Origin of the sequence: Algoriphagus terrigena DSM 22685, assembly GCF_000429445.1 — a bacterium.
GTDB lineage: Bacteria > Bacteroidota > Bacteroidia > Cytophagales > Cyclobacteriaceae > Algoriphagus > Algoriphagus terrigena.
Genome location: NZ_AUBW01000020.1, coordinates 1 through 25,338 on the forward strand (window position 1 = coordinate 1; position 25,338 = coordinate 25,338).

The 25,338-nt window shown below is 48.6% G+C and carries 19 protein-coding genes; 8 read left to right on the forward strand and 11 right to left on the reverse strand.

The window, feature by feature from the left end:
- The 6 genes from G459_RS29910 to G459_RS0117575 all read right to left on the reverse strand — a co-directional run.
- The coding region (locus tag G459_RS29910) for a glycine-rich domain-containing protein (RefSeq protein ID WP_425393747.1) at positions 1 to 974 on the reverse strand (974 nt) is incomplete at its 3' end.
- A 612-nt stretch (positions 975 to 1,586) separates the two neighbouring features.
- Entirely contained in the window at positions 1,587 to 2,954 is a 1,368-nt protein-coding gene (locus G459_RS30640; RefSeq protein WP_425393749.1) for a glycine-rich domain-containing protein, read from the reverse strand.
- A 1,187-nt stretch (positions 2,955 to 4,141) separates the two neighbouring features.
- Positions 4,142 to 6,007 (reverse strand): transcription termination factor Rho, encoded by a 1,866-nt coding sequence (gene rho, locus G459_RS0117560; RefSeq protein WP_026968807.1) that lies wholly within the window; start codon positions 6,005 to 6,007, stop codon positions 4,142 to 4,144.
- Between the two features lie 379 nt (positions 6,008 to 6,386).
- The gene (recO, locus tag G459_RS0117565) at positions 6,387 to 7,076 is read right to left on the reverse strand and encodes a DNA repair protein RecO (RefSeq protein ID WP_026968808.1); all 690 of its coding nucleotides are present in this window, start codon (positions 7,074 to 7,076) and stop codon (positions 6,387 to 6,389) included.
- Positions 7,077 to 7,199: 123 nt separating this feature from the next.
- Positions 7,200 to 7,784, reverse strand: coding sequence for a thymidine kinase (locus G459_RS0117570; protein WP_026968809.1), 585 nt, complete (start codon positions 7,782 to 7,784; stop codon positions 7,200 to 7,202).
- A 3-nt stretch (positions 7,785 to 7,787) separates the two neighbouring features.
- Positions 7,788 to 8,114, reverse strand: coding sequence for a 2Fe-2S iron-sulfur cluster-binding protein (locus tag G459_RS0117575; protein ID WP_026968810.1), 327 nt, complete (start codon positions 8,112 to 8,114; stop codon positions 7,788 to 7,790).
- A 33-nt stretch (positions 8,115 to 8,147) separates the two neighbouring features.
- Here G459_RS0117575 and G459_RS0117580 point away from each other — a divergent pair, with 33 nt between their 5' ends.
- Positions 8,148 to 9,260, forward strand: a complete 1,113-nt coding sequence (locus tag G459_RS0117580; RefSeq protein ID WP_026968811.1) for a hypothetical protein — start codon at positions 8,148 to 8,150, stop codon at positions 9,258 to 9,260.
- 127 nt (positions 9,261 to 9,387) lie between these two features.
- On the opposite strand, the gene rodA is transcribed toward G459_RS0117580, so the two are convergent.
- The 5 genes from rodA to G459_RS0117605 form a co-directional block, all read right to left on the reverse strand.
- A complete protein-coding gene (rodA, locus tag G459_RS0117585; RefSeq protein WP_026968812.1) occupies positions 9,388 to 10,662 on the reverse strand; it encodes a rod shape-determining protein RodA in 1,275 nt (424 codons plus the stop codon).
- On the reverse strand, positions 10,662 to 12,464 hold the full coding sequence (gene mrdA, locus G459_RS0117590; protein WP_026968813.1) for a penicillin-binding protein 2: 1,803 nt from the start codon (positions 12,462 to 12,464) through the stop codon (positions 10,662 to 10,664). The genes rodA and mrdA overlap by 1 nt, the downstream gene beginning before the upstream one ends.
- A gap of 307 nt (positions 12,465 to 12,771) precedes the next feature.
- Positions 12,772 to 13,293 (reverse strand): hypothetical protein, encoded by a 522-nt coding sequence (locus tag G459_RS0117595; RefSeq protein WP_051315289.1) that lies wholly within the window; start codon positions 13,291 to 13,293, stop codon positions 12,772 to 12,774.
- Entirely contained in the window at positions 13,283 to 14,122 is an 840-nt protein-coding gene (gene mreC / locus G459_RS0117600) for a rod shape-determining protein MreC (RefSeq protein WP_026968815.1), read from the reverse strand. Before mreC ends, G459_RS0117595 begins: the two co-directional genes overlap by 11 nt.
- Positions 14,123 to 14,129: 7 nt before the next feature.
- On the reverse strand, positions 14,130 to 15,158 hold the full coding sequence (locus G459_RS0117605; RefSeq protein WP_026968816.1) for a rod shape-determining protein: 1,029 nt from the start codon (positions 15,156 to 15,158) through the stop codon (positions 14,130 to 14,132).
- Positions 15,159 to 15,630: 472 nt separating this feature from the next.
- Between G459_RS0117605 and G459_RS0117610 the strand changes: the two genes are divergently transcribed.
- The 7 genes from G459_RS0117610 (at position 15,631) to G459_RS0117645 (ending at position 25,313) form a co-directional block, all read left to right on the forward strand.
- A complete protein-coding gene (locus tag G459_RS0117610; RefSeq protein ID WP_026968817.1) occupies positions 15,631 to 16,104 on the forward strand; it encodes a ribosome maturation factor RimP in 474 nt (157 codons plus the stop codon).
- 5 nt (positions 16,105 to 16,109) lie between these two features.
- The gene (nusA, locus tag G459_RS0117615; RefSeq protein ID WP_026968818.1) at positions 16,110 to 17,354 is read left to right on the forward strand and encodes a transcription termination factor NusA; all 1,245 of its coding nucleotides are present in this window, start codon (positions 16,110 to 16,112) and stop codon (positions 17,352 to 17,354) included.
- A gap of 61 nt (positions 17,355 to 17,415) precedes the next feature.
- Positions 17,416 to 20,340: a translation initiation factor IF-2 gene (gene infB / locus G459_RS0117620; protein ID WP_026968819.1), complete on the forward strand. Its 2,925-nt coding sequence runs from the start codon at positions 17,416 to 17,418 to the stop codon at positions 20,338 to 20,340.
- Between the two features lie 384 nt (positions 20,341 to 20,724).
- On the forward strand, positions 20,725 to 21,270 hold the full coding sequence (locus G459_RS0117630; protein WP_026968821.1) for a hypothetical protein: 546 nt from the start codon (positions 20,725 to 20,727) through the stop codon (positions 21,268 to 21,270).
- Positions 21,271 to 21,596: 326 nt separating this feature from the next.
- The gene (locus tag G459_RS0117635; RefSeq protein WP_051315290.1) at positions 21,597 to 22,517 is read left to right on the forward strand and encodes a hypothetical protein; all 921 of its coding nucleotides are present in this window, start codon (positions 21,597 to 21,599) and stop codon (positions 22,515 to 22,517) included.
- Between the two features lie 12 nt (positions 22,518 to 22,529).
- Entirely contained in the window at positions 22,530 to 24,071 is a 1,542-nt protein-coding gene (locus G459_RS0117640; protein WP_026968823.1) for a vanadium-dependent haloperoxidase, read from the forward strand.
- A 141-nt stretch (positions 24,072 to 24,212) separates the two neighbouring features.
- Positions 24,213 to 25,313 carry a hypothetical protein gene (locus G459_RS0117645; RefSeq protein WP_026968824.1) on the forward strand — a complete coding sequence of 367 codons (1,101 nt, stop codon included), beginning with the start codon at positions 24,213 to 24,215 and terminating at the stop codon, positions 25,311 to 25,313.
- Positions 25,314 to 25,338: the final 25 nt, after the last annotated feature.

Consider the following 25,338-nt stretch of genomic DNA (forward strand, 5'->3'; position numbering starts at 1 on the left):
GCATAGGTTGTGCCCGCTGGAATAACGCCATTGGTACCGTTGGCCGGAGTAAGGGAAAATGCATCTCCGCTACAAACGGTGGTGGCCATGTTGATTATTGAGGCAATTGGGTTAACAGAAATTGATCCTGTTGTCGCTAAAGAAACGCCATAAGATGTTGTAAGTGAAATAGTATAAGTGGTGGAGGTTGTAGGGTTTCCTGAAATTGAAATCGTACCTGTGCCGCTGTTATGGGAAAATGTCACTCCTGTGGGTAGATTAGTGACATTAACTGTGGGGGATCCAGTGGGAATACTATAGGTGGTGGTTGTTATAGAACTTCCCGAACAAACCGTCTGAGCGTCTGAATTGGTAGCGGAGGTAAGTGCTATATAGGAAATTCTAATTCGGCCTAATCCACCAGAAGCATTTGTATTTGAATTTTTTCCGGCACCACCCCCACCCCCACCAGGGGCAGTACCAGCTGTTCCCGAATTACCGGTATTTGATCCGCCTGATCCTCCTAGTCCGCCATTTGGTGAATTTCCGCCATTTCCACCCGCGTTTGCAACTCCATTAATTCCATTTCCACCTGGAGAACTTACTTCATTACCTGTCCCTGCGGCACCACCACCGCCGCCACTAGGGGTAATAGCAGCAGTTCCACCATTTGCTAAAACCAAAGGGCCAGTGCCAAAAGTCGTGGCACCTCCATTCGCTCCATTCGCAATGCCGCCAGCACCAATTACATAGGGATAAGAAGCTGCAAATGGAGCTGAAATGGAAGATCTTGAATAGCTACCGGCACCTCCTCCTCCTCCGCTGTCTCTGCCTCCAGATCCCCCGCCTCCCCAAGCTTCTACTTTCATGGCTTTTGTATTCGCAGGGACAGTAAATGAAGATCCTGTAGTTACGATTCTTGGATTCTGTCCATACGCCTCCCAGCCGATAAGAATCAGAAAAAGTGAAAAGGCGAAGAGTAATATTCTCCTCATTATGCTCTACTTGGATTCATTTGCTTTTTATAAACATAAAAACGTATTTCAAATATACAAAAATTTCCTGACGGTGAATTTTTTCAAGAAATTTATCTTGCCTAATCTTCTGGTAATCAAGCCTAGACACTTATCATCTTTTGGGGGTGCTGCGAATTGGTTAATCCTTACATTTTTAGATATACGAGGTGATCTTAAAGAAGCGGCTTATCTAGAATATTATTTTATATTTCTTGTAAAATCGAACTAATAGTTCATTGTTTGAAACAGGATAAAATATTGTTTCGTTTTTCTGCCAAAAATATTTTACCGGAAACAAAGATGCTGCTTTTCTGGGATATTGCTAAAAGGGGCGAAACAAAGTACAGTCACCAGACGCTGCACTACGAAATTAAATTCATGGCTATCACAAATGGCTGAAAATCTTTCTGATACAGATCTTTGACAAAAAGCGATGGGCTTCCAGGTCAAGCCGGCTTTTTGTGGAGAACTCCAGCATAGGTTTAGAATTAAGAATAACCTATACTCAAAAGAAGGCCTCTAGTCTTTTTGTTGCGTATAGCGAATTCGTTTTCGGCTGCCAGTATGTGAATTCAGGGTTTATGGCAGCAGTTACCTCCTGAGCAACTTGATCTGCTCGCTGTGGGCACCCCATTGGATATGGACTACATACATCCCCGGAGGGGAATCTCGCAGCCATTCTGAGACGAAGGACGATATATGCTCCGGAGAATCTGATTCCGCACTTCTGGCATTGCCCATTTGGTTGACGAGGGAAATGGCGATTTTCTCATCATTATACCGTTCCGGATGGAGCAGGTCTATCTGGATTCTGGAACCTGTGTTGCTGGGATTAGGAGAGGCTCTCCAAGATTCGTTTGTCTTGGAAGGTGCTACCTGAATCGATCGGGTGATGCTGTAGGTGTAGTCTCCATCGAAGTCTACCTGCTTGATACGATAAAAAAACGTGCCTCCTGAGAGTGGTAATGCGAGGTCGTCAAACGTGTAGTCCACGGGCTTTTCAGAAAAGCCTTGCCCCTCGACCTCCCCGATTTTTTCCCAGGTTTTAATGGAGTTAACCGCTCTCTCAATCTCAAAATGGGAGTTTTCCCATTCCTTTCCAATCGTCCATCTCAGGTTTCCGGAACGATCTTCACTTTGAAATGCAGCGGTGAAATTTAGAAATTCAACCGGCAAGATCCGGTAGGTGATCCTGATAATGACCACTCCATCCCCTCCGCTTCCGCCGCCGTCCCGGCCTGCTCCTCCTCCGGAACCGGTATTTTTTAAACCGTTATTTCCCTTTCCGCTTCGGTTTCCATTTCCTCCTATCGAGGAGCCACCATTGCCAGCGGAGGGTATCCCGCCGCCGTTTCCCTGGCCGGGATTGCTGCCTACACCGCCTCCGCCGGCTGCCAGTACAGTCCTGATTCCATTTGAAGACAAGAAGCTTTGGTCTACATCGAGTAGAATACCGGAAAAGGAATTACAATTGGTGCAGCTGGTGGCGACTAATGCTCCATTGGACCCGTTGCCCCCGCTATTGCCGTTTCCATTATTTCCTGGACCCGACGCACCACCGCCCCCGCCTCCAGACCGTTGGTTTCCATTTCCCGAGTTTCCGGCATTTCCGCCTTTGTTGGAGTTGTTTGCCTGCGATACACCGCCATTTCCATTGGAAGATCCGTTAAACGCGCCACCCCCACCATAGCCCCCCGAGTTTCCGTTTCCATTGTTGAAATTCGTGGATCCGCCGCCGCCACCGCCTAAAGCCAGCATCGAACTGTTAAAATCTGAAGACTGGCCATTGAGCCCGGGCATATTTCCATTGAATGCGCCTAATTCTCCTCTGCCGACAATCACGTCATAAGGTTGGAGAGGGATGATCGAAAGATCGTTCCTGTATGTAATCGCTCCGGCTCCGCCACCTCCAGCTGCATCTCCGAATCCACCGCCACCACCACCGCCAATGGCCAACACTTGAATGTCTAAAAGTTCTTCTCCTTCTAATAGGCTAGGCAAAACAAACGTATCTGAACATTTGTAGATGTAGACTATATCGAATCCATTGCTTGTGGTGATTACTCGTGAGGTCAGGCAATCTACCGCAGGGCAGGAGCCGACAGTTGCGCCCCCGGACAGTTTGGGATTGGCATTTCCCGTCGGCATTTTATTGACAACCAGAGCGGAGCCAGTTCCGGCATAGTTAAGATTGTTGCCTGTAATGCCCTGGTTTGCGTCTGAATAGAACTCTCCCGAGACCGTGATAGAGTTGCATTGGTTGGCATTTAATGCTTCGATTTTTTTTCCCCCACCCATCTTGAGAGAGCCCGCGGTTAGCGCTCCGGCGAGAGAGATTGAAGAGTTGTTTTCGAGCTGTCCCGAAATCGTTGCAGTACCTGAAATAATCGCTCCGGTATTGCTCTGGAATCTGATATTCCCGTTTACGTTCAAGGAACCGAAACTTATTAAGCTCCCATTGATATCAGGATTGTTGGAAACATTTAACGTGGCGTAGTTGTAGATTGACGCATTACTGTTGAGACTTGTCGTCAGGGACATTGTCCCAAAATTGCTTACAATCCAGTTATTTTGGTTGGGCTGATTGGAAAGTACAAAAGTGCCATAGTTGTTTACGGCCTTCAGAGAGCCAATATTTGTGAGAAGATTTGAATTAACTGTGGCGTCGGGATGTATGCACAACGTAATGTTATTCAAATTTTGGACTGGGATGGAGGTGGTTCGGTTTCCTGAAACACAGACGACGTTATTTGATTGAATCGTTTGGCTTGGGCTGTTGTTTCCCACGATAGTTACGTCGCAGGCAGTGCACTGTCCATTCACCTCCGTCGCGGAGAAAAAAGCGCAAAAAATAGCCAGAAGAAGTAGTTTGAATTTACTTCTCATCAAGTAGTGTTAAGTTTTTAGGGTTAGGGGAACCCAAATGGTTAGTGATTAAGCTATTAAGGGCGCGCAAAGATAAGTAGTCTATTTCTAAACCGAAATAAGTTCACGAAATAATGTAGATCGATTACAGGAAAACACATTTCATATTTAGTTAAAACAAACGGTAATTAAGGTCTCTGAACGAATTATGCCGTAAAAACAAAAGCCCCCTTGATTTGCTCAAACCAAGGGGGCTATCTGTTTATTTTTAAAAATGAGCCTTACCCATTCATACTGATCAAAAACTCGGCGTTGTCGCGGGTTCCCTTCATTCTGTTGAGGAGGAATTCCATTGATTCCTGAGAGTTCATATCGCTCATCAGCTTGCGGAGGATCCACACGCGCTGCATCTCTTCCTTGTCCATGAGCAGGTCTTCTCTTCTGGTACCAGATCCCAAGACGTCGATCGCAGGATAGATTCTTCGGTTGGCAAGTTTGCGGTCAAGCGCCAGTTCCATGTTGCCCGTACCCTTGAATTCTTCGAAGATTACCTCGTCCATCTTGGAGCCGGTCTCTACCAGTGCCGTTGCGATGATCGTCAGTGAGCCGCCGTTCTCGACATTTCGAGCTGCACCAAAGAAACGCTTTGGCTTGTGAAGTGCGTTCGCATCCACACCGCCTGAGAGGATCTTGCCTGAGCTTGGTACCACGGTGTTGTGGGCGCGGGCAAGTCTGGTAATGGAATCCAAGAGGATCACCACATCATGACCGACTTCGACCATACGCTTCGCTTTCTCCAATACGATATTGGATACTTTCACGTGGCGGTCTGCCGTCTCGTCAAAGGTGGAGGAGATTACCTCAGCCTTTACCGAACGGGCCATGTCTGTAACTTCTTCCGGACGTTCGTCGATCAGCAGGATCATCAGGTGTACTTCCGGGTGATTTTTGGTGATGGCGTTGGCGATCTGCTGCAGCAATACCGTCTTTCCGGTCTTTGGCTGCGCCACGATCATCCCCCGCTGGCCTTTTCCGATTGGAGCAAAGAGATCCAGGATTCGGGTAGAGTAGCCGTCAGGTTTGGTGGAAAGGTTTAATCTTTCTTCAGGGAAAAGTGGTGTGAGGTATTCGAAAGGAACACGGTCACGGATTTCGTCTGTGGTCTTGCCATTACAGGTCGCGATCTTCAACAGTGCAAAATACTTCTCGCCTTCTTTTGGAGGACGAATGGAGCCTTTGATGTGGTCACCGGTCTTCAGGCCAAACAGCTTGATCTGGCTTGGAGATACGTAGATATCATCCGGAGAAGCCAGGTAGTTGTAATCCAGGGAGCGGAGGAAGCCGTAGCCTTCCTGCATGATTTCGAGTACGCCTTCGTTGTCGATGACTCCGTCAAATTCTCTCGGGCTTACGAAAGGTTTCTTGCGGTTGGGATTGTGAAAAGTCTCCGCAGCCGGTGCCATGACCTCATCCGGAGATCTGAAATTTTTGCGCTTTGGTAATTCTATCTCTGCGTCGTGTCTTGGAGCAGAAGCTTCTACCGGTGCAGCTGGGCTGGGGCTGGCAGGCGTTTCGGTGCCGGTATTTGCGGCGACATCCACTTCTTCGAAAGCTCTCCGGCGTGGTCTAAAAGTCTTTGGCTCCTCACCGGCGGGTGCTTCGGCCTTTTCCGGTTGAGCTTCTTTTTTTTCCTGGGCAGGTCGTTCCTGTGCTGGTCTAGGCTCCCTTTTTTCGAAGCTTGGCCGTTCTTCTCTTTTCTGCTTCCATTCCGGCTTGGCAGGCTTTGGTTCTGCGGGAGCTTCAGGATTGGTGGTTTCTGTTTTCTCGGCTGCAGGAGCAGGCGGTACTTCAGTTACGTTTTGTCTTCTAAACTTCGGCTTGAATTCGGCAGGATCTTCTGCTGTAGGTGTCGGGGTGGTGCTTGGAGCGGGGGGAGGGGAGGTGTTTTCTGCTTCTGTGGGAGGTGTTTCCACTGCAGATGGCTTTTTCTTAGGGAGGGCCTGCTCCGGGGTGATGGCCTGCTGGTCAAGGATTGCGTAGACGAGCTCGTCTTTCTTTTGACTTTTGAAGTTTTTCACTCCGAGCTCCTCAGCAATCTCCTTCAGTTCAGATAATAGCCTGATTCTGAGTTCTTCTATGTTATACATAAAGAGGGTATGAGATAAATAAGATATTGTAGTATGCGGTTCTTGGGATCGTGGATGTTTTTCTGAGCAAAAAAGGTCTGCAGGAAAAGCTCAAGTCAAAGCGGGCTGACTTGCACATACACGGTGATGGCACAATATTAACCGATGTAGATGGATTTAACAAATTTTTGTTTTTCAACGCAGGTTTTTGAAAGTCAGGGGATTTGGATTAGGGATTGTGACTCAGTATCAGATAGCAGGATAATAGTATCAAGTATCAACACATTAGTATCGAGAAGTGAGAAACAGGACGCTAGCGAAAAGAAACAAGAAGCAATAGACTAGACAACAGCTTCAGCGGACAATCTGATAACAAATTTTGTCAAAACTCCCGGGGTCGTCACTCCATCAGCTGGCGGATGACGGTCAGCGATTTGAACAGGCTGGGATTGTCAAGGTGCTCGGCATAGAAATCCAACAGGTGATCGAGCAGCTTTCTTCTGAGCGCTATCGGGATTTTCACCTGGCTTCGGTACTTTTCGCTCTGTAGTACTCTCAGGTAGCTGATGGTGACGGGCAATTCCGCCTGACTGAAAGGTTGGTTTTTGGACTCGGCAATAAATCCCCCTGCATCCTCGGGTGAAAAACCCAAGAAGGCGGCATTTTCGATCAGAAAAACGAGCGGAAAGACAGACAGCTTGGTGTCCTGCTGATCTAGAAATACGACACTTTCCTGAAGGAAATCAAAAAGCCCTTCGTTTTGGTAGTTTTCATAAATACTCCTGCTGATCACCTCTGTGATGAAGAGCGCGATGCTCGTACGGCTAAATTCAAAAGGAATCCGCTGGTGGGCTTGCCTGAGTTTGGCTTCGGAAATTCGATTGAGTCCCGCATTTTCCTTGTCATAGACGACCAGGTCCAGCAAAGTAAGCGGCTGGTAAAGTGCCATCTTAGAGCCTTTTCCCATGGTCCTCACGCCGTTGACCAGGTAGGATTTGAGTCCGAGTTCCCGGGTGAAGATCTTCACGATGATGCTCGTGTCCTTGTAACGGATCGAACTGAGCACAATTCCGGAAGTTTTTCGGATCATGGGATTACAGACTAGAGATTTGAGATTTGAGATTCGAGATTGGACATCTCATCTCCCCACACCTAATTTTCCAATTTTCCAATCTTTCAATTTTCCAATCCAGAACATTCCTCATCCGCATTCCTACTTCTTGTCTTCCAAAAAACACTTGCGGCAGCGGGCCTCGTAGGATTCTTTTTCGCCTAAGACGACCTTTTCTTTGGCACTCGAAAGCCTGAGAGAAAATGCCGCCAGCTCACCGCACTTCATGCATATCGCGTGAACTTTGGTCACGTATTCCGCAATTGCCATCAGCCGGGGCATCGGTTCAAAGGGCTTTCCCTCGAAATCCATATCCAAGCCGGCCAATATCACCCGTTTTCCCTGATTGGCAAGCAACTGCACGACGTGGACGATCTCCTCATCGAAAAACTGCGTCTCGTCGATGCCGACCACGTCGCAATCTCCCGTGAGCAGCAGGATGTCACCCGCAAAATGGACCGGAGTGGATCGGATGGTGTTCTCGTTGTGGGAGACTACGTCCGAATCATGGTATCTTTTGTCAACGGAGGGCTTGAAGATTTCCACCTTTTGCCTGGCCAGTTTGGCCCGGGTAAGCCGTCGGATCAGCTCTTCGGTTTTTCCCGAAAACATGGAGCCACAGATGACCTCGATCTGTCCTTTTCGTTCGGATTGTCTGCGACTGTTCAGGGACGGTTCTATAAACATGATCTACTCAGTGTAGGCTAAATGGGGGAATTTGTTGACTTCGGCTACCCGGACAGTCAATTCTCCTTTCATAAGTTGGCTTTGGCAGGAAAGACGCTCGTTGGACCTTAGCCGGTTTTGATTACGATAGACCAGCTCGGGTTCGGTCTCTGGACTGAGGTTTTCAGCGCCGCGGACCACGATCATCTTGCAGGTCGTACACCGGCCTTTTTTCCCGCAGGCATGCATCCAGTCCGTGCCGTTTTGATGAATTATTTCGATAACTTTACAATCTACCTGTTCCGACTCAATCGTAAGATTTCCGAGGTTTTGAATGACGATTCGGGGCATTTATTCGTTTGTGTTTGAAAACAAGACCCACCCATGACAGTTCAAATTAACAGCAATTATTTAGAAAATTATTCCAAAGAGTATGCGCAGACAGTTTGCGGGCGATTTTTCTCCAACCGGCAATTTATCACCGGTCAGGATATCATCCAGCTGACGAGCAGTACCCAGGTCAATTTTTTTATCATCAAGAGTCTGTTTGAACTTTGGCAGGAAGAGCTCGCAAAGCTCAAAAGTAGCCCCTACTTCGACTACCGTGATATTGCTGTGCACGAAGCGCTGACGCAGTTTATGAATGTGCTTTCGCGCAGGATCAAAGTCGAGCGATCCAACTTGGAGCCTTTGGTGAAGATAGCGGTGGAGCAGGCGATATTTGTAGCGACCGATCCGGTTGCGTTTTATCAAAAAGAAGTCAGCAAAGCCCCTCAGGGAAAGATCAACGACTACCTAAAAGAAAACAAGAAATACTACAAGTGGCACGACAAAGCCGTGGTTTTCCTGATCGATAAGACCGGCTTTGGACACGATTCGGATTCCTATCTGAGAGCAATTTCGGCAAATTATCAGGTGATGAAGGACTCCTTCGAGTCTGTGAATCTGCTCTTGGCAACCCTGGGCGATGTAAAGGCCTTTGACTTGGACTCGTACCTGGTCGATGGAGCAGAGGTTGCCAGGGTAGAGCCGAAGCCGGTACCTGTGGCGGAAAATGAATCCTCCTTCTTTGAGCAGGTGGAAATGGCTGAGCCAGCTCGAACTGTGACGCCGGTAATGGCTGAGCCGACGGTAGCAAAGCCGGTAGTAGAATCTGCCTCTGCTACCAAAAGCAGTCCCTCAAGTAACGGGACTCAACTGGATGGAGCTAAGCTGAAGCGACATTTTGCCTCCGAATCTTACAAAGGAATGGCCGGAATCGTAGGCGAGCTATCCGAAAGCCTGGCGCTGAATCAGCGGTTTATGTTTACCAAGGAGTTGTTTGACGGCAACGCAGACTTGCTCCGCCATGCGCTCAAGTCAATCGACGAGGCGGGGTCCTTCAATGCCGCCGTTGACCTGATCAACTCCAGATATGTCTCAGAATTAGGTTGGGATGCCAACTCGGACGTGGTGCGGGAGTTTATGCAGCTAGTCTACAGAAAATATGCGGACTGAGAGGTAGGTACGGAATTGCTTCAAGGCACTGGAACTCTAAAAAACAGCCTCTCACAAAGACTGGACTAGGACTGACTGCTGTACACTGCAAACTGATCACTGGCCCACTGCCAACTGAACTCTGCTATCACCCCAATCGTCCAAGCTGAGTCGCCCGGGAGGAATCCATCTTGATAAAGATGAAGAGCAACACGGTAAATGACCAAAGCGAAGATCCCCCATAGCTGAAGAAGGGCAGGGGAATGCCGACGACCGGAAACAGACCGATGGTCATCGCAATGTTGACCATAAAGTGGAAAAGGATGATCGACACGACGCTATAGCCATAGATCCTGGTGAATCGCGTCTTTTGGCGCTCCGCCATGATGACCAACCGATAGAGTAGCGCTACAAAAAGAGAGATGACGACCAAGCTACCTACCCAGCCAAATTCCTCACCAAGCGTACAGAAGATAAAATCGGTGTGCTGCTCGGGTACAAAGTCAAATTTGGTTTGGGTTCCTTCGAGGTAGCCTTTTCCCAAAAGACCACCCGATCCGATGGCGATCTTGGATTGGGTCACGTTCCACCCCACTCCGAGTGGATCCAAGTTAGGGTTAAAGAGTACCATGACCCGGTTCTGTTGGTGTTCGGGAAGCTTGGAGACCACAAAGTCAATCGAATAGATCAGAGCAATCAGACCGAGTCCGATCAGTGAAAAAGCAACAATCCGTTGCCAAGTCCTTTTTCCCAGAAAGATGAGCGCCACGACTACCAACACGATGGCTCCAGCAAGGAAAAGGTTGTTTTCGATCCCCAATGCCAATAGGACAACGGCTGTAAGCCCAAATCCCAAGATGTAGTAAATAGAAGGCAGGCCTTCCCGGTAAAACATCAAAAGCAGCGCAAAATACACCATCGCGGTACCCGTGTCCGGCTGTAGGAGGATCAGGATCACCGGCAAGAGAAGCACGCCGAAGGCAATCAGCTGGTAGTTCTTTTTGGAAAGGTCAAAAGTCGGCCGTTCCATGACTTTGGCCAGCGCAAGACCCGTGGCAAATTTTGCAAACTCTCCCGGCTGGATCCTAAAATCGCCGAATCCGATGGTTAGTGTCTGGCCATTGACCTCCTTGCCGACAAAGGGGGTGATCACCAGCAAAGCCAAGAATACCAAGTAGATATAAAGAGATAGATTCTCAAAGAAGCGGGGATCGGCTACCATGATGATCGTGATCAGCATGATGGCCGTACCGATCCAGACCAGTTGTTTTCCCGAGTTGATCGAAAAGTCAAAGATGCTTTTCTCGGCTTGGCCGTCATACACGGCAGCATAGATATTGAACCAGCCGATCATGACCAGTAAAAAATATATTAGTACGGTGACCCAGTCTACCCGATTGATATGGATGTCAGATTCTCTCATTAGTAGATGAAGTTTCCGGCGAGCACATATTCCTCGAGCGCAGGCCTTGTGATCGAGCCACGGATGTATTTTTCAATCATCAGCGATGCAGTACTGGCAGCTGCACGTCCACCCCAGCCGGCATTTTCCACATAGACCGCGATGGCGATCTTTGGATCTTCCTTAGGTGCGAAAGCAAAGAATACCGAGTGGTCCTCTCCGTGCGGATTTTGGGCGGTACCGGTCTTGCCGGCGATGGTGATGTCTTTCAGCACGGCCCGGGCGGCCGTACCGTAGATGGCCTCGGCCATGGCATCCTGGATCAAGTTAAAATGGTGGGCGTCGATTCCTACCTCATGCTTGACCTGATATTTTGCAGGGATCTGAGTTGGATCACCATCCACTTCCTTGATCAGGTGAGGGGTATAATAGTACCCTTTGTTGGCAAAAATCGCCGACAGATTGGCCATCTGGAGCGGAGTGACCATCAGCTCACCCTGACCGATGGACAGTGAATAGATGGTGGAGTATTTCCAATGTCCTGCTCCGTATACCCGGTCGTAGTACTGGCTGGAGGGGATGGACCCCTTTTTCTCATTGGGCATATCCACTCCCAAGGCACTCCCCAGACCAAATTTCATGACTTTTTCCCGCCAGGCATCCAGTCCAATTTGTGTGTCTTTGAAGGTGTTGGAAGAGACCTCACGGTTGATAAGCATTCTAAAAGCCTGGTGGTAATAGGGATTGCAGGAGTTTCGGATGGCACCGAATAGATTGACGGGACTGGGGTGGTTGTGGCAGGCTACGAGCGATTTGTTGCAGGCAAAGGTCGTCTCAGGAAATAAGATACCGTCCTGAAGGCCTATCAAACTCTGGACAATCTTGAAGATGGAACCCGGAGGGTACATCGCCATGATCGGCCGGTTGAAAAGCGGCATGCTCGGGTCGTTATTTAGCTTTCGGTAGTTTTTGGAAAACTCTGCACCGGTCAATCCATTTGGGTCGTAGTTGGGAGCGGAGATCATTGCCAGGATCTCGCCGGTTTTTGGCTCGATGGCTACCACCGATCCGGTTTTTCCGGCCATCAACATTTCACCATAGAGCTGGAGATCCATGTCGATGGTGGAGGTGATGTTTTTTCCGGCTACGGATGCGGTATCATACTCCCCGTCTTTGAACGGGCCTTTGTCCACGCCGCGGACATTGACCATCTTGTACTTGACGCCTTTTTTACCCCGTAGGTCATTTTCGTAGTAGCGCTCCAAACCACTCAAGCCTACATAGTCGCCTTGTGCATAGTATTTCAGCGTGTCTCGCTCGAGTTGTCCGGCGCTGATCTCTCCGATATAGCCCAGTGCGTGCCCGGCGGTGGCGTTGGGGTAGGAGCGTACGGATCGTGTGGTGATGAAGAGACCCGGATAATCGACCAAAAAGTCCTGGATTCTCGCAAAATCCATGGTGGAAAATTGCTTGATCAGGGTGGAAGGCTTCACCGAGGAATACTTTCGCGCAGCGGTATACGATTCGATAAACTGTTCCTTGGAGATCTTGAAAAGTTCGCAGAACCGCGCCGTATCTCCGACTTTGAACTCTTTGGGCACGATCATCACGTCAAAGATCGGATTGTTGAACACGAGCAACTTTCCGTTCCGGTCTTTCACCAGTCCACGATAGGGGTGATCCACGATCCGCTGGATGGCGTTGCTTTCAGCTCTTTTCATGAAGCTGTCGTCCACCACTTGGATCATGAACAGCTTGACAAGCAATACGATGCTCACCAAGAAAATAAAGATGAGGATGACTACGGGTCTTTGGTCTTTCACCTGTTTACAATTTGTTTTTTAACGGTCAGATAGCCTGTCCCGATTTTTTCTCGGGAGAATCTTCGCATGTATTACTGTCACCGCTTTGTGTGACGCCTGAGCCATGCTCGATTTCATGTGATTAAAATTCTTTCTCAAAGGCCGCATGGAAGATCATCCCGGTTTCTGACGATGACGACATGCTCGATTTCATGTGGTTATCATTGTTGCTCAAAGGCCACATAGCCTGTCCCGATTTTTCTTCGGGAGAATCTCGCATGGATGATATTTATCCCAATTTCTAGCGACGACGGCATGCTCGATTTCATCAGATTCCCCTTCTGCGTTTGAAGAACAGTAGTTGCACAAGTATAACCAAAAGGCAGGTGAAAATGGAGGAAAAAAGGCTTTTGTTCAGGATACTCCACAAGCCTCCCGTCCCCCACTGATCAGCAGTGAAGAAGACGAGCGAATAGCCAAAAATCAAAGGAAACGAATAGCTTAAAAACCATCCAAATCCCATCTCAGCAAGCGATGGCTCTTCCATCTCTGCGTAGCCGCCGGTCGGGCTGATCGACCGCAGCCAGATGGATCTGGCAAAGGCGAGAAAGGTAGCCGCAGCGGTGTGCATCCCGATCGTCTCGTAGAACAGGTCGATCAGAAACCCCAGGGCAAAGGCTATAAAAAGCAGGGGGACGGTTCGGATAGAAATCGGCAAAACCAAGATTCCAAGCAGATAAACGAACGCAAATGCAACCCCAAAAAGCGCGAGGTTTTTTAGAAAGAAGATCTGAACCACTCCGAGGAAAATGATCAGCAGCAGGTAGGAAATCAGATTTCTAATATTCATTGCTTATCTCAGATTGGCGGTGAAGCGAATCCAGTTCGTTGAATTGGGTGTTTTCTACCAGGTACACGTAGCTGACCTTGCTGAAGTCCGTACTTAGTTTGACAGTCAGATTGAGGTAGTTTGGATCTTTTTCGTCCGGTGCCACATTGGAGATGATGCCGATGTGAATCCCTTCAGGAAAGACCGCGTTGAACCCGGAAGTGACCACCGTGTCTCCCGCTGTCGCGACGACGTGCCGGGGTACGAAGAGCAAACGGGCTTCAGTCGAGTTTTTTCCGTCCCATTGCACAGAGCCAAATACATCGGTGGATTTGATCTTGGAAGAAATCATCAAGCCGGTATTGAGCAAAGAAAACGCCACCGAGTAATTTTCTGAAACTGACTTCACCCGGCCGACTACACCGTACGGATTGAAGATACCCATCCCGGGTTTGATGCCGTCTTTGGCACCTTTGTTCAGCGTCAGGTAGTTTTGCGAAAATCTCAGGGAAGTGCCAATCACGCGGGCTCCCCTGAACTGATAAGTAGCAGCAAAAGCCGAGTCCAAGGGGATCGGCATACTGTCTGCCGGGACTTGGAGCGCCAGAAGTTTCTCAAGGATTTCGGCATTTTCATCGGTCAGGGCTTCGTTGACCTCAGCGAGAGAAAAAAACTGAACCACGTCTGCCTGCTGCTTCAGTAGTGAGCCTACCAGCGCATTGGAACTGTTGAAGAAAGCTGCACCCTGTGGAGAATTGTTGGAGACAATCATCCAGACTGCCGCCACTTCAAGAAAAACGAATAAGATAAAGGCTCTTATTCGGTAAAGGAACTGGAGGATGCGTAGCATTCAGTACTTAAGTCATCAGGACGGTTCGGAAGTTTTGGATATTTTTCAGGGCAGTGCCTGTGCCTCTCACGACCGCTCTCAGTGGATCTTCGGCGATGTGGATCGGCAGTTTGGTCTTTTGATGCAGTCTTTTGTCGAGACCTTTGAGCAAGGCTCCACCGCCTGTCAGGTGAATTCCGTTGTCATAGATATCCGCAGAAAGTTCCGGTGGCGCGATCTCCAAGGCCTTCAACACAGCTTCTTCGATCTTGGATACTGACTTGTCCAATGCAAAAGCAATCTCGGAATAGGATACCTTGATGACCTTTGGAATACCGGTCATCAAGTCGCGGCCTCTGATTTCGTAATCGTCTGGAGCTTCGTCCAGCTCAGTCAATGCGGATCCGATGGCGATTTTCACCTTTTCTGCAGACCGCTCTCCGATCAGCAAGTTATGCTGTCGGCGCATGTAGTCGAGGATGTCTTTGGTGAAGGTATCTCCCGCCACGCGGATAGACTGATCGGCTACGATGCCGGACAGCGCGATCAAAGCGATCTCTGTGGTACCGCCTCCGATATCCACGATCATAGAACCCATGGGCTTCTCGATGTCGATCCCGATACCGATTGCCGCAGCGATCGGCTCATAGATCATATAGACCTCCTTGGCGCCAGCATGCTCGGCGGAGTCGCGGACAGCCCTTTTTTCCACCTCGGTAATCCCGGACGGGATACAGATCACCATCCGGTGAGATTGGGGAAACATGCCTTTCTTCTGCCCCGGGATCATCTTGATCAATCCGCGAATCATCTGCTCGGCTGCAAAGAAGTCTGCAATCACACCGTCTTTGAGAGGACGGATGGTTTTGATGTTTTCGTGAGTCTTTTCGTGCATGTTCATCGCCTCTCGGCCGACTGCAAGCACGCGGTTGGTTGTCTTATCGATGGCAATGATGGAGGGTTCGTCCACCACTATTTTATCCTTGTGAATGATCAGGGTATTTGCGGTACCCAAATCAATGGCTATATCACTAGAGAAAAAATCAAATAATCCCATTTTATACTGATTGATTGGCTTTTTGTTGGAGTCTGATGTTTAAGATAGTACCTGAGTACCGTTTTTAAACGCGGGTCGGCAAAATTATTATCTTATATCGACAAAACTCGGATAATGAAGTTTTTTTTGTTCCCCAGGGGTAAATGATTTCTCGGGTTGTAACTCAAAAAGATAGTCCTCCTTGAGCTCGATTGCTGTGGTGGCTGACACCTAATTCCTCTGCCGATTCCGTCCGTGAATCGGCTGCGACGCTGGACGATCTTGGAGGGAGGTCCAGATGTTACGATTTTGCGACAAATTTTTCCGATTCGTTTGGCAATTCGTGGGAGCCCCTGATCGCGCTCATTTATATGCTATTCTATTTGTAATAGGGCGTTGTGTTTTGCATTTCGGATTTCTTTCTATTACTTTTGCACCGTATTCGAAAGTTTCTGGAGGGGACAACAAGTCCCCTCTTTCATTATTCTTACTTATGACTGAACTGAGGCAAGCTATCGAAGAGTTGGTGGAAAAGCATCTTCCGGATGAATCCCACTTTGTAGTAGAGGTGAAAGTGGAAGAAAAAGCCGGGACAACCAAGCTTTTGATTCTAATCGACGCAGATCAGGGGGTCACCATTCGGGCTTGCTCCAAAGTGAGCCGTGCGGTGTCTGAAGAGTTGGAGGCCAAAGAAATGATCGGAGAAGCCTATGTGATTGAAGTCTCTTCTCCAGGACTTGACCATCCGCTCAGCAGCAAGAGGCAATATGAGAAAAATATCGGCCGCGAACTGAAATTGACTCTGGCCTCCGGGACTGATGTGACTGGTAAATTAATCGGGATAGATTCGGAAAATGTGAAGTTGCTGGTGAAACAGAAAGAAAAGGGGAAAAAAGCCACGGAAGAGGAAATTCTTTTCCCTTTCTCAGAAATCAAGAAGTCTATCGTACAAGTATCTTTTAAATAACTCAAATGGATGCCAAAATCTTAATAGAATCCTTCGCAGAGTTTGCGAGATCTAAAAATGTGGATCGCCCTACCATGATCCGTATTCTGGAAGATGTGTTCAGAGCGATGATCCGTAAAAAGTTTGAAACTGACGAAAATTTCGACGTCACGATCAATGCTGACAAAGGTGATCTGGAGATTTTCCGGATCAGGGAAATTGTCGACGACAACTCTGAAGACATTTGGGATTTTGATAAAATCAGCTTCACCGAGGCCCGAAAGATCGAACCCGATTTCGAAATCGGCGAGGAAGTATACGAGAAAATCGAGTTGGAAGAGTTTGGTCGTCGTGCCGTGCAGATGGCCCGCCAGACGTTGATCCAGCGAATCAAGGATCTTGAAAAAGACATCCTATATAATAAGTATGAAGAGCAGGTCGGAGAGATCATCTCTGCTGAAGTATACCAGATCCTGGGTCGTGAGATCCTCCTGATCGATGGGGAAGGCAATGAACTGATTCTTCCAAAAGCTGAACAGATCTCCAAAGATCGCTTCAGAAAAGGTGATAGCGTGAAAGCAATCGTCCATCGCGTAGACATGATCAACGGTAACCCGAAGGTGATTTTGTCAAGAACTTCTCCTGTATTCCTGGAGAGACTGTTCGAAAACGAAGTGCCCGAAGTGTACGACGGACTGATCACCATCGTGAAGATCGTCCGCGAACCGGGCGAAAGAGCTAAGGTCGCAGTGGAATCTTACGACGATCGCATTGATCCGGTGGGAGCTTGCGTCGGGATGAAAGGTTCCAGGATTCACGCCGTGGTGCGGGAATTGCAGAATGAGAACATCGACGTGATCAACTATACCGAAAACCTGGACCTGTACGTGACCCGTGCTTTGAGCCCAGCAAAAGTATCCTCGATCAACGTGGATCAGGAGAGAAAGCGTATTTCTGTGTTCTTGAAGCCTGATCAGGTTTCACTTGCTATCGGTAAGGGCGGCTTCAACATCAAGTTGGCAAGCCGATTGGTAGGATTTGAAATCGACGTCTTCAGAGAATTGAACGAATACGACGACGAAGATGTAGATCTTAATGAGTTTGTCGACGAAATCGACGCATGGATCATCGATGAGTTGAAAAAGACAGGATTGGATACCGCCAAGAGTGTCTTGGCGCTGACCAAAGAAGATCTGACTCGTCGTACAGAATTGGAGGAAGAGACGGTCGATGAGATCTTCAGAATCCTCAGACAAGAATTTGAACAATAAGGGGGACTTCCCCCTAAGAATACCCTAATTTTACTTAAGATTTCGAAAGAGGTTTTTGCTTATGTCAGAAGAGAAAATGATGCGTTTAGGCCAGATAGCCAGAAAGCTCAACGTGGGTACGGCAACCATCGTTGAGTCAATGGCTAAAAAGGGCTTTGAGGTAGAGAACAATCCCAATTCCAAGATTACAATGGAACAAGTGTCCATGCTGGAAAAGGAGTTCAAATCCTCAGCCCTTGATAAAGAGGAAGCTTCCCACCTTTCAATAGGGAAGCGTCACGAGCCTATCTCGCTCGAACCTGAACTACCCAAGCAGGAAAAAGCCCCAGAACCGGCTCCTGCTCCGGTTCATAAGGAAGAACCAAAACCTGCCGCACCCGTTCCAACACCAGCTCCAGCACCAGCTCCGACGCCTGTTCCGGTTCCATACCCTGCGAAACCGGCTGCACCAGAGCCAGAGCCAGAGAAAATAGCGCCCGACGCCCCCAAATTGGAAGGCATCAAGATCTTGGGCAAGATAGACTTGGGCAAAAAACCCGCTCAGACTCCAAACCAGGGGTCTAAGCCGGGTCAGCCAAACAGACCTGGTCAATCCCAGCAGCAGCCGCAGCAGCGATTTGACAAAAATCAGGATCAAAGGAAGCCAGCGCCTAATCAGCAGAACAAGCCCGCTTATCAGGCACCGAGACCTGCAAGTGCTCCAACAACTCCTGCGCCGAAGCCGGCTCCGGCACCTGAAGCGCCTAAGGCACCTCAAGTGACGACACCTCAGGCACCTGCACCTCAGGATCAGGTGATCGCAGCAAAAGCGGACTCTCTGAAAGGATTGACCGTCCTCGGAAAGATCGAACTTCCGGTAGATCGCACGAAGAAAAAATCAGGCCCGGTAGCATCGTCTGATGAAAGAAACCGCGATAAGAAACGTCCTCGTAAGAGAATAGATAAACCAGGAACTCCGGGTCAAGCTGGCCCTGGCGCTGGGCCAAGACCCGCTCAGGATCAAAGAGGACCAAACAGACCAGGTCAGAATAGACCGGGTGGAAATCAACGTCCAGGAGGCAATGCTCCGCAGCGTGTGCAAAAAGCTGAGCCTACTCCTAAAGAAATTCAGGATCAAATCAAGCAGACGCTGGCCCGTCTTCAGGGAACCAAACCGGGCGGAGGGAAGAAAACTCAGACCCGTAGAGACAAGCGTGCCGAAAGAGACCGTGATACCGAAGTCGAAGGCGAAGAGTCCAAAGTATTGAAAGTGACCGAGTTCATCTCGGCAAATGACTTGGCGGCCTTGTTGGATGTGTCTGTGAATCAGATCATCTCTACCTGCATGTCTTTGGGCATGTTTGTGTCGATCAACCAGCGATTGGATGCGGAAGCAATCACGATCATCGCCGATGAATTTGGCTACGACGTAGAATTTACCAAGTCTATTGAAGACGAGATGGTAGAGGAAGCAGCCGATGAAGAAGAAGATCTGATCGAAAGAGCGCCAATTGTAACGATCATGGGTCACGTCGATCACGGTAAGACTTCCTTGCTCGATTACATCAGAATGTCCAAAGTGACAGCTGCGGAAGCAGGAGGGATCACCCAGCACATCGGTGCATACGATGTGATGACCAAGACTGGATTTAAGATTGCATTCCTGGATACTCCGGGTCACGAAGCGTTTACCGCGATGCGTGCCCGTGGTGCTAAGATCACAGATATAGCGATCATTGTAATTGCGGCTGACGATAGCATCATGCCTCAGACCAAAGAAGCGATTAACCACGCTCAGGTGGCTGGCGTTCCGATGATTTTTGCGATCAACAAAGTAGATAAGCCAAACGCGAATCCGGCCAAGATCAAGGAAGAACTGGCAAATCAAAACCTACTCATCGAAGAGTGGGGTGGCAAATACCAGTCTCAGGATATCTCGGCCAAAACCGGTCAAGGCATCGATGAATTGCTGGAAAAGGTATTGCTCGAAGCGGAAGTCTTGGAACTGAAAGCAAATCCGAATAAAAATGCTGCAGGTACTGTAGTCGAAGCGTCTCTGGACAAAGGACGTGGCTATGTGTCCACGATCATGATTCAGGCGGGTACGCTTCGAATTGGCGATATCATGTTGGCAGGACAGCATTATGGTCGTGTGAAAGCAATGTTTGACCACACTGGTAAGAAACTGAAAGAAGCAGGACCTTCGACACCTGTCCAGGTGTTGGGTCTCGGCGGAGCGCCTCAGGCTGGTGATACGATCAAGGTCTACGACACCGAGCGTGAAGCCAGAGAGATTGCCAACTCAAGAGAGCAGATTCAGCGGGAGCAAAGCTTGCGTACCAAGAAACATATTACCCTGGATGAGATCGGTCGTCGTTTGGCAATCGGTAGCTTCAAGGAGCTTAATATCATCATCAAAGGTGACGTGGATGGATCGGTTGAAGCACTTTCCGATTCCTTACTGAAGCTTTCCAAAGACGAAGTCAAAGTATCCATCATCCACAAAGGCGTGGGTCAGATTTCCGAATCGGACGTATTGCTCGCCTCGGCTTCAGATGCAATCATCTTGGGCTTCCAAGTGCGACCTTCTTCCAACGCTAAGAAACTTGCCGAGCAGGAAGAGATCGAAATCAGACATTACTCGATCATCTACGATGCGATCAATCAGATCAAGGACGCGATCGAGGGTATGCTTGAGCCAGAATTTGAAGAAGTCATCACTGGTAACATCATCGTTAGAGAGGTCTTCAAAATCACCAAAGTCGGTACAGTTGCCGGTTCTTATGTCACGGACGGTTTCATCACCAGAAAGAACAAGATCCGCGTGATCCGGGGTGGTATCGTCATCCACGAAGGAGAGATCGATCAGCTGAAGCGATTCAAAGACGATGTTTCTGAAGTGAAGGCAGGCTACGAGTGTGGTATCTCTATCAAAAACTTCAACAACATCGAGATCGACGATACGATCGAAGGTTACGAGATGAAAGAGATCAAGCGTAAAAAATAATCCCAAACAGGATTAGCAATAAAAAAAGGAACGGCGTCAGTCGTTCCTTTTTATTTTTGAACCATGGTAGCAGCGCTTCAGATCTTTTTCTTGGTACTCTCAGTGTTCTTTCTTTTGAGTATCGGTATCGGGTTATACAGGCCGGTGTTGGTCCTTTGGTTTCTGGATCGTTTTAATAGACAGAAAGTGCTGTCCGTGTACGGAAAATGTCTGGGTATCGTGATTCTGTTACTGTTTATTCTGAAGTTATTTGAGGCTTATTCAATATAAAATTTTTTAGTCGGATGAATTTTTGAAATAAAAGATTTTGTTTGATTGAAATCACAATTTATTGCCCGATAACCTATTATTTTTTCTATTTTTCGGCATCAATCCAAAATACCCTTGAGAAAAGCTGTAGCCATAGCTCTTTTACTTTGCTTCGCCATGTATCACTTTGGCTACTATGCATTCTATTATTCGTATCAGTACGCGATGGAAAGTAGCTGGCAGGATAAGATCTATGGGGAGCAAGTCGCGAGTTTGGAGGAGCGACTGATGGAGGTTCCGCTCTCGGCGCCATACATGTCCAACCAAGACGAGTTTCAGGCTACCAACACCCGGTTTGAAAAGGACGGAAAATACTTCCGCGCCATCAAGCAACGCTACCAAAACGACACGCTACAGATCATCTATGTGCCGGATACTGCCCGTAAGGCCTTGGTATCTACGGTGAAAAGTTGGATATCGTCCCTGACTGAGGATGGAGTGCCCCAAGACCAAAACGGGAAGACACAGCTTAAGCTTTTCGTAAAAGATTACATTGAAACGACCGTTTTTCAACTGGCCTATGTCGGCTCAAGAGCCGCTGAAGATAAGATTGGGTTTATTTTTTCACCTTACATGAGTCCCTATTTCACACTAGACTCTCCCCCTCCTCAGCTTTCCTGATTTTTTAGCATTTATGGAAATGCAGAATCCTGTCAGGGTTCATCGCCACTGCTGTTAATCTCAAAGCGGGTGGTTATGGGCAGCTGTCAGCAGACTGCATACGATTATCCGTTACCACCCGGATTGCAATCTCACTTACAGGCAAAGTGGCGGATGATCGTATTTCCTTTTTCTGTTCCTGATTCTCAATTGGTGGAGGAATCCCAATTACCCTGGAGATTCTGAGTTTGTGTCTGCGTGAGCAAAAGCCCTTCGGGTCGCTTTTCCGCCGAACGACGCCTCTTGAGGCAGAATGTGTCTTTTTACCCCATCACACGATCTATCCTATGAACTTAAAATCAAGGTTCCTTTGCTTGCTTTTTGCCTGCTCAGGAATCGTACAACTGTCCAGTGCCCAGACACCCACCGACGGACTCATGATGCCAAAAGGCGAAATCTGCGTTGCCGTCGTCTATGAGGATGCCCAATGGGATCACTATTGGGAGGGGACCTACCTCCGCACCAATGGCAACATTGGAACTTTCGACCGCAAGATGCTGATGCCGATGATCGTCGGCGGCATCACAGACGATATCAACGTCATCGTCAGCTTGCCTTACGTGAAGACCTCCGCCTCCGGGGGACAGATCGCGGGAATCGACGGCTTCCAGGATTTTGCCATCTCTTTGAAAGCCAGGTTTGTTGACAAGAAGATGGAGAAAGCGAGACTGATGGCTTTTGGAAACCTCAGTTTTAGCACGCCTGCATCCAATTACCTATCGGATTACATGCCATTCAGTTTGGGATTTGGCGCCAATGAATTGGGTATGAGATTGATCGGCCAATACGAGTTGGACAAAGGCCCGTATCTGAGGGCCTCAGTCGCTTATCTGGTTAGAGGTACCACCGAAGCCGAGCGGAACTATTACTACCAAGACGGTAGCTACTACACTTCCACTATGGACGTACCGAATGCCTGGAACGGTCAAGTCGCGCTTGGCTCTTGGTTTTTGGACAAAAAGCTCCGTGTGGAAGCGAATCTTACGATGTTGAATTCCACTTCAGGAGATGACATCCGGGTATACAACTCCCCACAGCCGACCAACAAAGTGGAATTTGACCAAGTTGGCGGACTCGCCCAGTACTACCTCAAAAAAGGCGGCGGTCTTGGATTTCTTGCCTATTACAATCACATGTTCTCAGGCAGAAACATGGGACAATTTTCAGGCTATGGCCTCGGCGTAACCTACCAGTTTAAAGCTTTCTAAAGAGACCACAATATGAAAATACAACTACGATATATTTCCCTGATTGCATTATTTATGGCGCTTACAGGCGCCTGCGTGGAGAATTTGCCGACGGAGCTGGCATATGAGGGATATGAATATGCAAATCTGGATGAAAGTGCCGGAGACTGGAACTTGATCCTGATGACAAACAACGAAGAGGCGGTGATTCCGGATCCGTCAGCAGTAGGTTCGGCGGCGCTGAATCAGGAATTGACTGAGGCAAAAGCCAAGATTGCAGGTGCCTCACCAGAACAGCGGGCGGCAGTCATTTATTGGACCAACAATCCTCTGCTCCGATGGAACGAGATTGCGCTGGAGCTGTCCGTCAAATACAATCTGATCCCAGGCCCAAACCCGGACGGGACGTATACGCTTCCAAATCCGGCCGATCCATCCGCAACTCCCAATTTCCCTTTTGCCCACCCTCCTTATATCAGCCGGATGCTGTCTTACCTGAGTGTGGCCCAGTATGACGGGTTGATCACTTCCTGGCATTATAAACAAAAGTTTGGCCGTCCGGCACCTTATGTGCTCGATCCGCAGATTATGTCTGCGTATGCCGACAACGGGCTGAATTCTTACCCCTCTGACGGAGCTGTCGTGGCGATCACTTCGAGGGATGTTCTTTCGGCTATGTTTCCTTTGGAAAAGGAATATCTCGCAAAACTGGCAGACGAACACCTGGAATCTCTGGTTGTCGCCGGGATCAACGTGAAGAGCGACGTAGATGCGGGAATTTTGATCGGCACTGAAGTGTCAAAGAAGGCGCTGGCAAGAGCTGCTACCGATGGGATGAAAAATGCCCAAACTCCTAAAGCAAAATCAGATTCTATCAAAAATGCGGCTTTCGAGCGTTTTGGATGGCAGTGGGACAACATGGAGACCCCAGTGAGACCAGTTGGCTTGACTCCGCTTTTCGGAAAAGTAAAGATGTGGAACGTGCCCAACGTAGAAGAAGTGCGGGCGCGTGTACCGCCGGCGCCGGGCACTCCTGAATTTAATGAAAGCGCAGAGGAACTCAAGAGATACGCCGATAACCTGACAGTGGAGCAGCGCCGGATCGCCAACTTCTGGAACGATGGCCTGAACACCTACAGCCCTCCCGGTCATTGGAATCGGTTTGCCAAGGAGACCGCTGTGAAATATCGGTTGAGCCCAGTCCGTACAGCCCGTGTTTTTGCATACATGAACATGGCGATAGTCGATGCGGGGATTGCTTGCTGGGATTCAAAGTATTACTACCACTACCCAAGACCCATTCAGACGATCCCGGGATTCAGGACCATCTTGGGTACGCCGAATTTTCCTGCGTATACTTCCGGACACAGCACATTCTCCGCCGCTGGGTCAGAGGTGCTGGCTTACTTCTTCCCCGCCGATGCTGAGCAATTCAGAAAACAGGCTGAGGAGGCTGCGATGTCCCGGGTTTATGGTGGGATTCACTACCGCTTTGATGCGGAAGAGGGGCTGGACCAAGGCAAAAAAGTGGGTTCATACGCTGTAAACAGAGCAAAGCTCGACCAAGCAGACTAATTGCCCAACTAATAAAAAACTGAAGTCAACATAAAATCGAGCAAGACACAGAACGTCACACACTGTGATGATTATCAGCCATGCGAGATTCTCCCGAAGAAAAATCGGGACAGGCTATGTGACCATAAAAATTAGAAACACATGAAAAAAATATTAATACTTTCAGCATTAGCGCTCAGCTTAAGTCTCTTTTGTCAGGAGACAATCGCACAAGGCTGTGTTGCAATCAGACAATTTTCCGGTCTGGGAAATGCGGTCGGACAGGGAAATATCCTCAATCCAGGCGAATGGAACATCAGTACGAATTACCGATATTTTAAATCTTACAAGCATTTCAGAGGATCCCACGAAGAGCCCGCCCGAGTGGAAAACGGAACCGAGGTGATCAATTATCAGCACGGCCTGGATATCAATATCAGTTATGCTTTCACCGAAAGATTGTATGGAATCGTTTCCTTGCCCTTTCAGTACAACGAGCGAAGCTCCCTCTATGAGCATAATCGGACAGACAGACACACGACCTATTCCAAAGGTTTTAGCGACATGAGGATCGGTGCCGGTTACTGGCTGCTGTCGGGGGAGAAAGCCAAAAAAGGGAATACCGCAGTAGGTTTCGGACTCAAATTCCCGACGGGGGACTATGCCGCTACCAGTACTTTCTACAAGGGAGACGAGGGGACGCCTACTGAACTGACCGTCGATCAGTCCATCCAGCTTGGTGACGGTGGCACGGGATTGATCGTGGATTTTCAGGGACTCTGGAACCTCGGAAGCACCTTCTTTTGGTATTATGATGGCTTCTACATGTTCAATCCCAAAGAAACAAATGGTACACCTACGAACAGAAGCCGGGAAAATGAAGCAATCATGAGTGTACCGGATCAATTCGCTATGAGAACAGGCGTGTTCAAGTCTTTTCAAAAAATACACGGACTGGGGGCTTCTCTTGGTGGAAGAGTTGAAGGGATTCCCGTCCGCGATGTCTTTGGTGGTAGTGAGGGATTCAGAAGGCCCGGATACATCATCTCCGTGGAGCCAGGAATCAGCTACATGCTCGGCAACGTGACCGGGACGCTGAACGTGCCGATTGCATTATTCAGAAACAGAACTCAGAGCGTGACAGATATCGAGAACTCCACGCCGGACAACGAGGTGCATGGCGATGCGGCCTTTGCTGACTACCTGATCAATTTCACCTTGGCGGTGAGAATTCCCAAAAAGATAGACAGCCCATTCAACTGATTCATCCGAAATCAGCACCTAAACA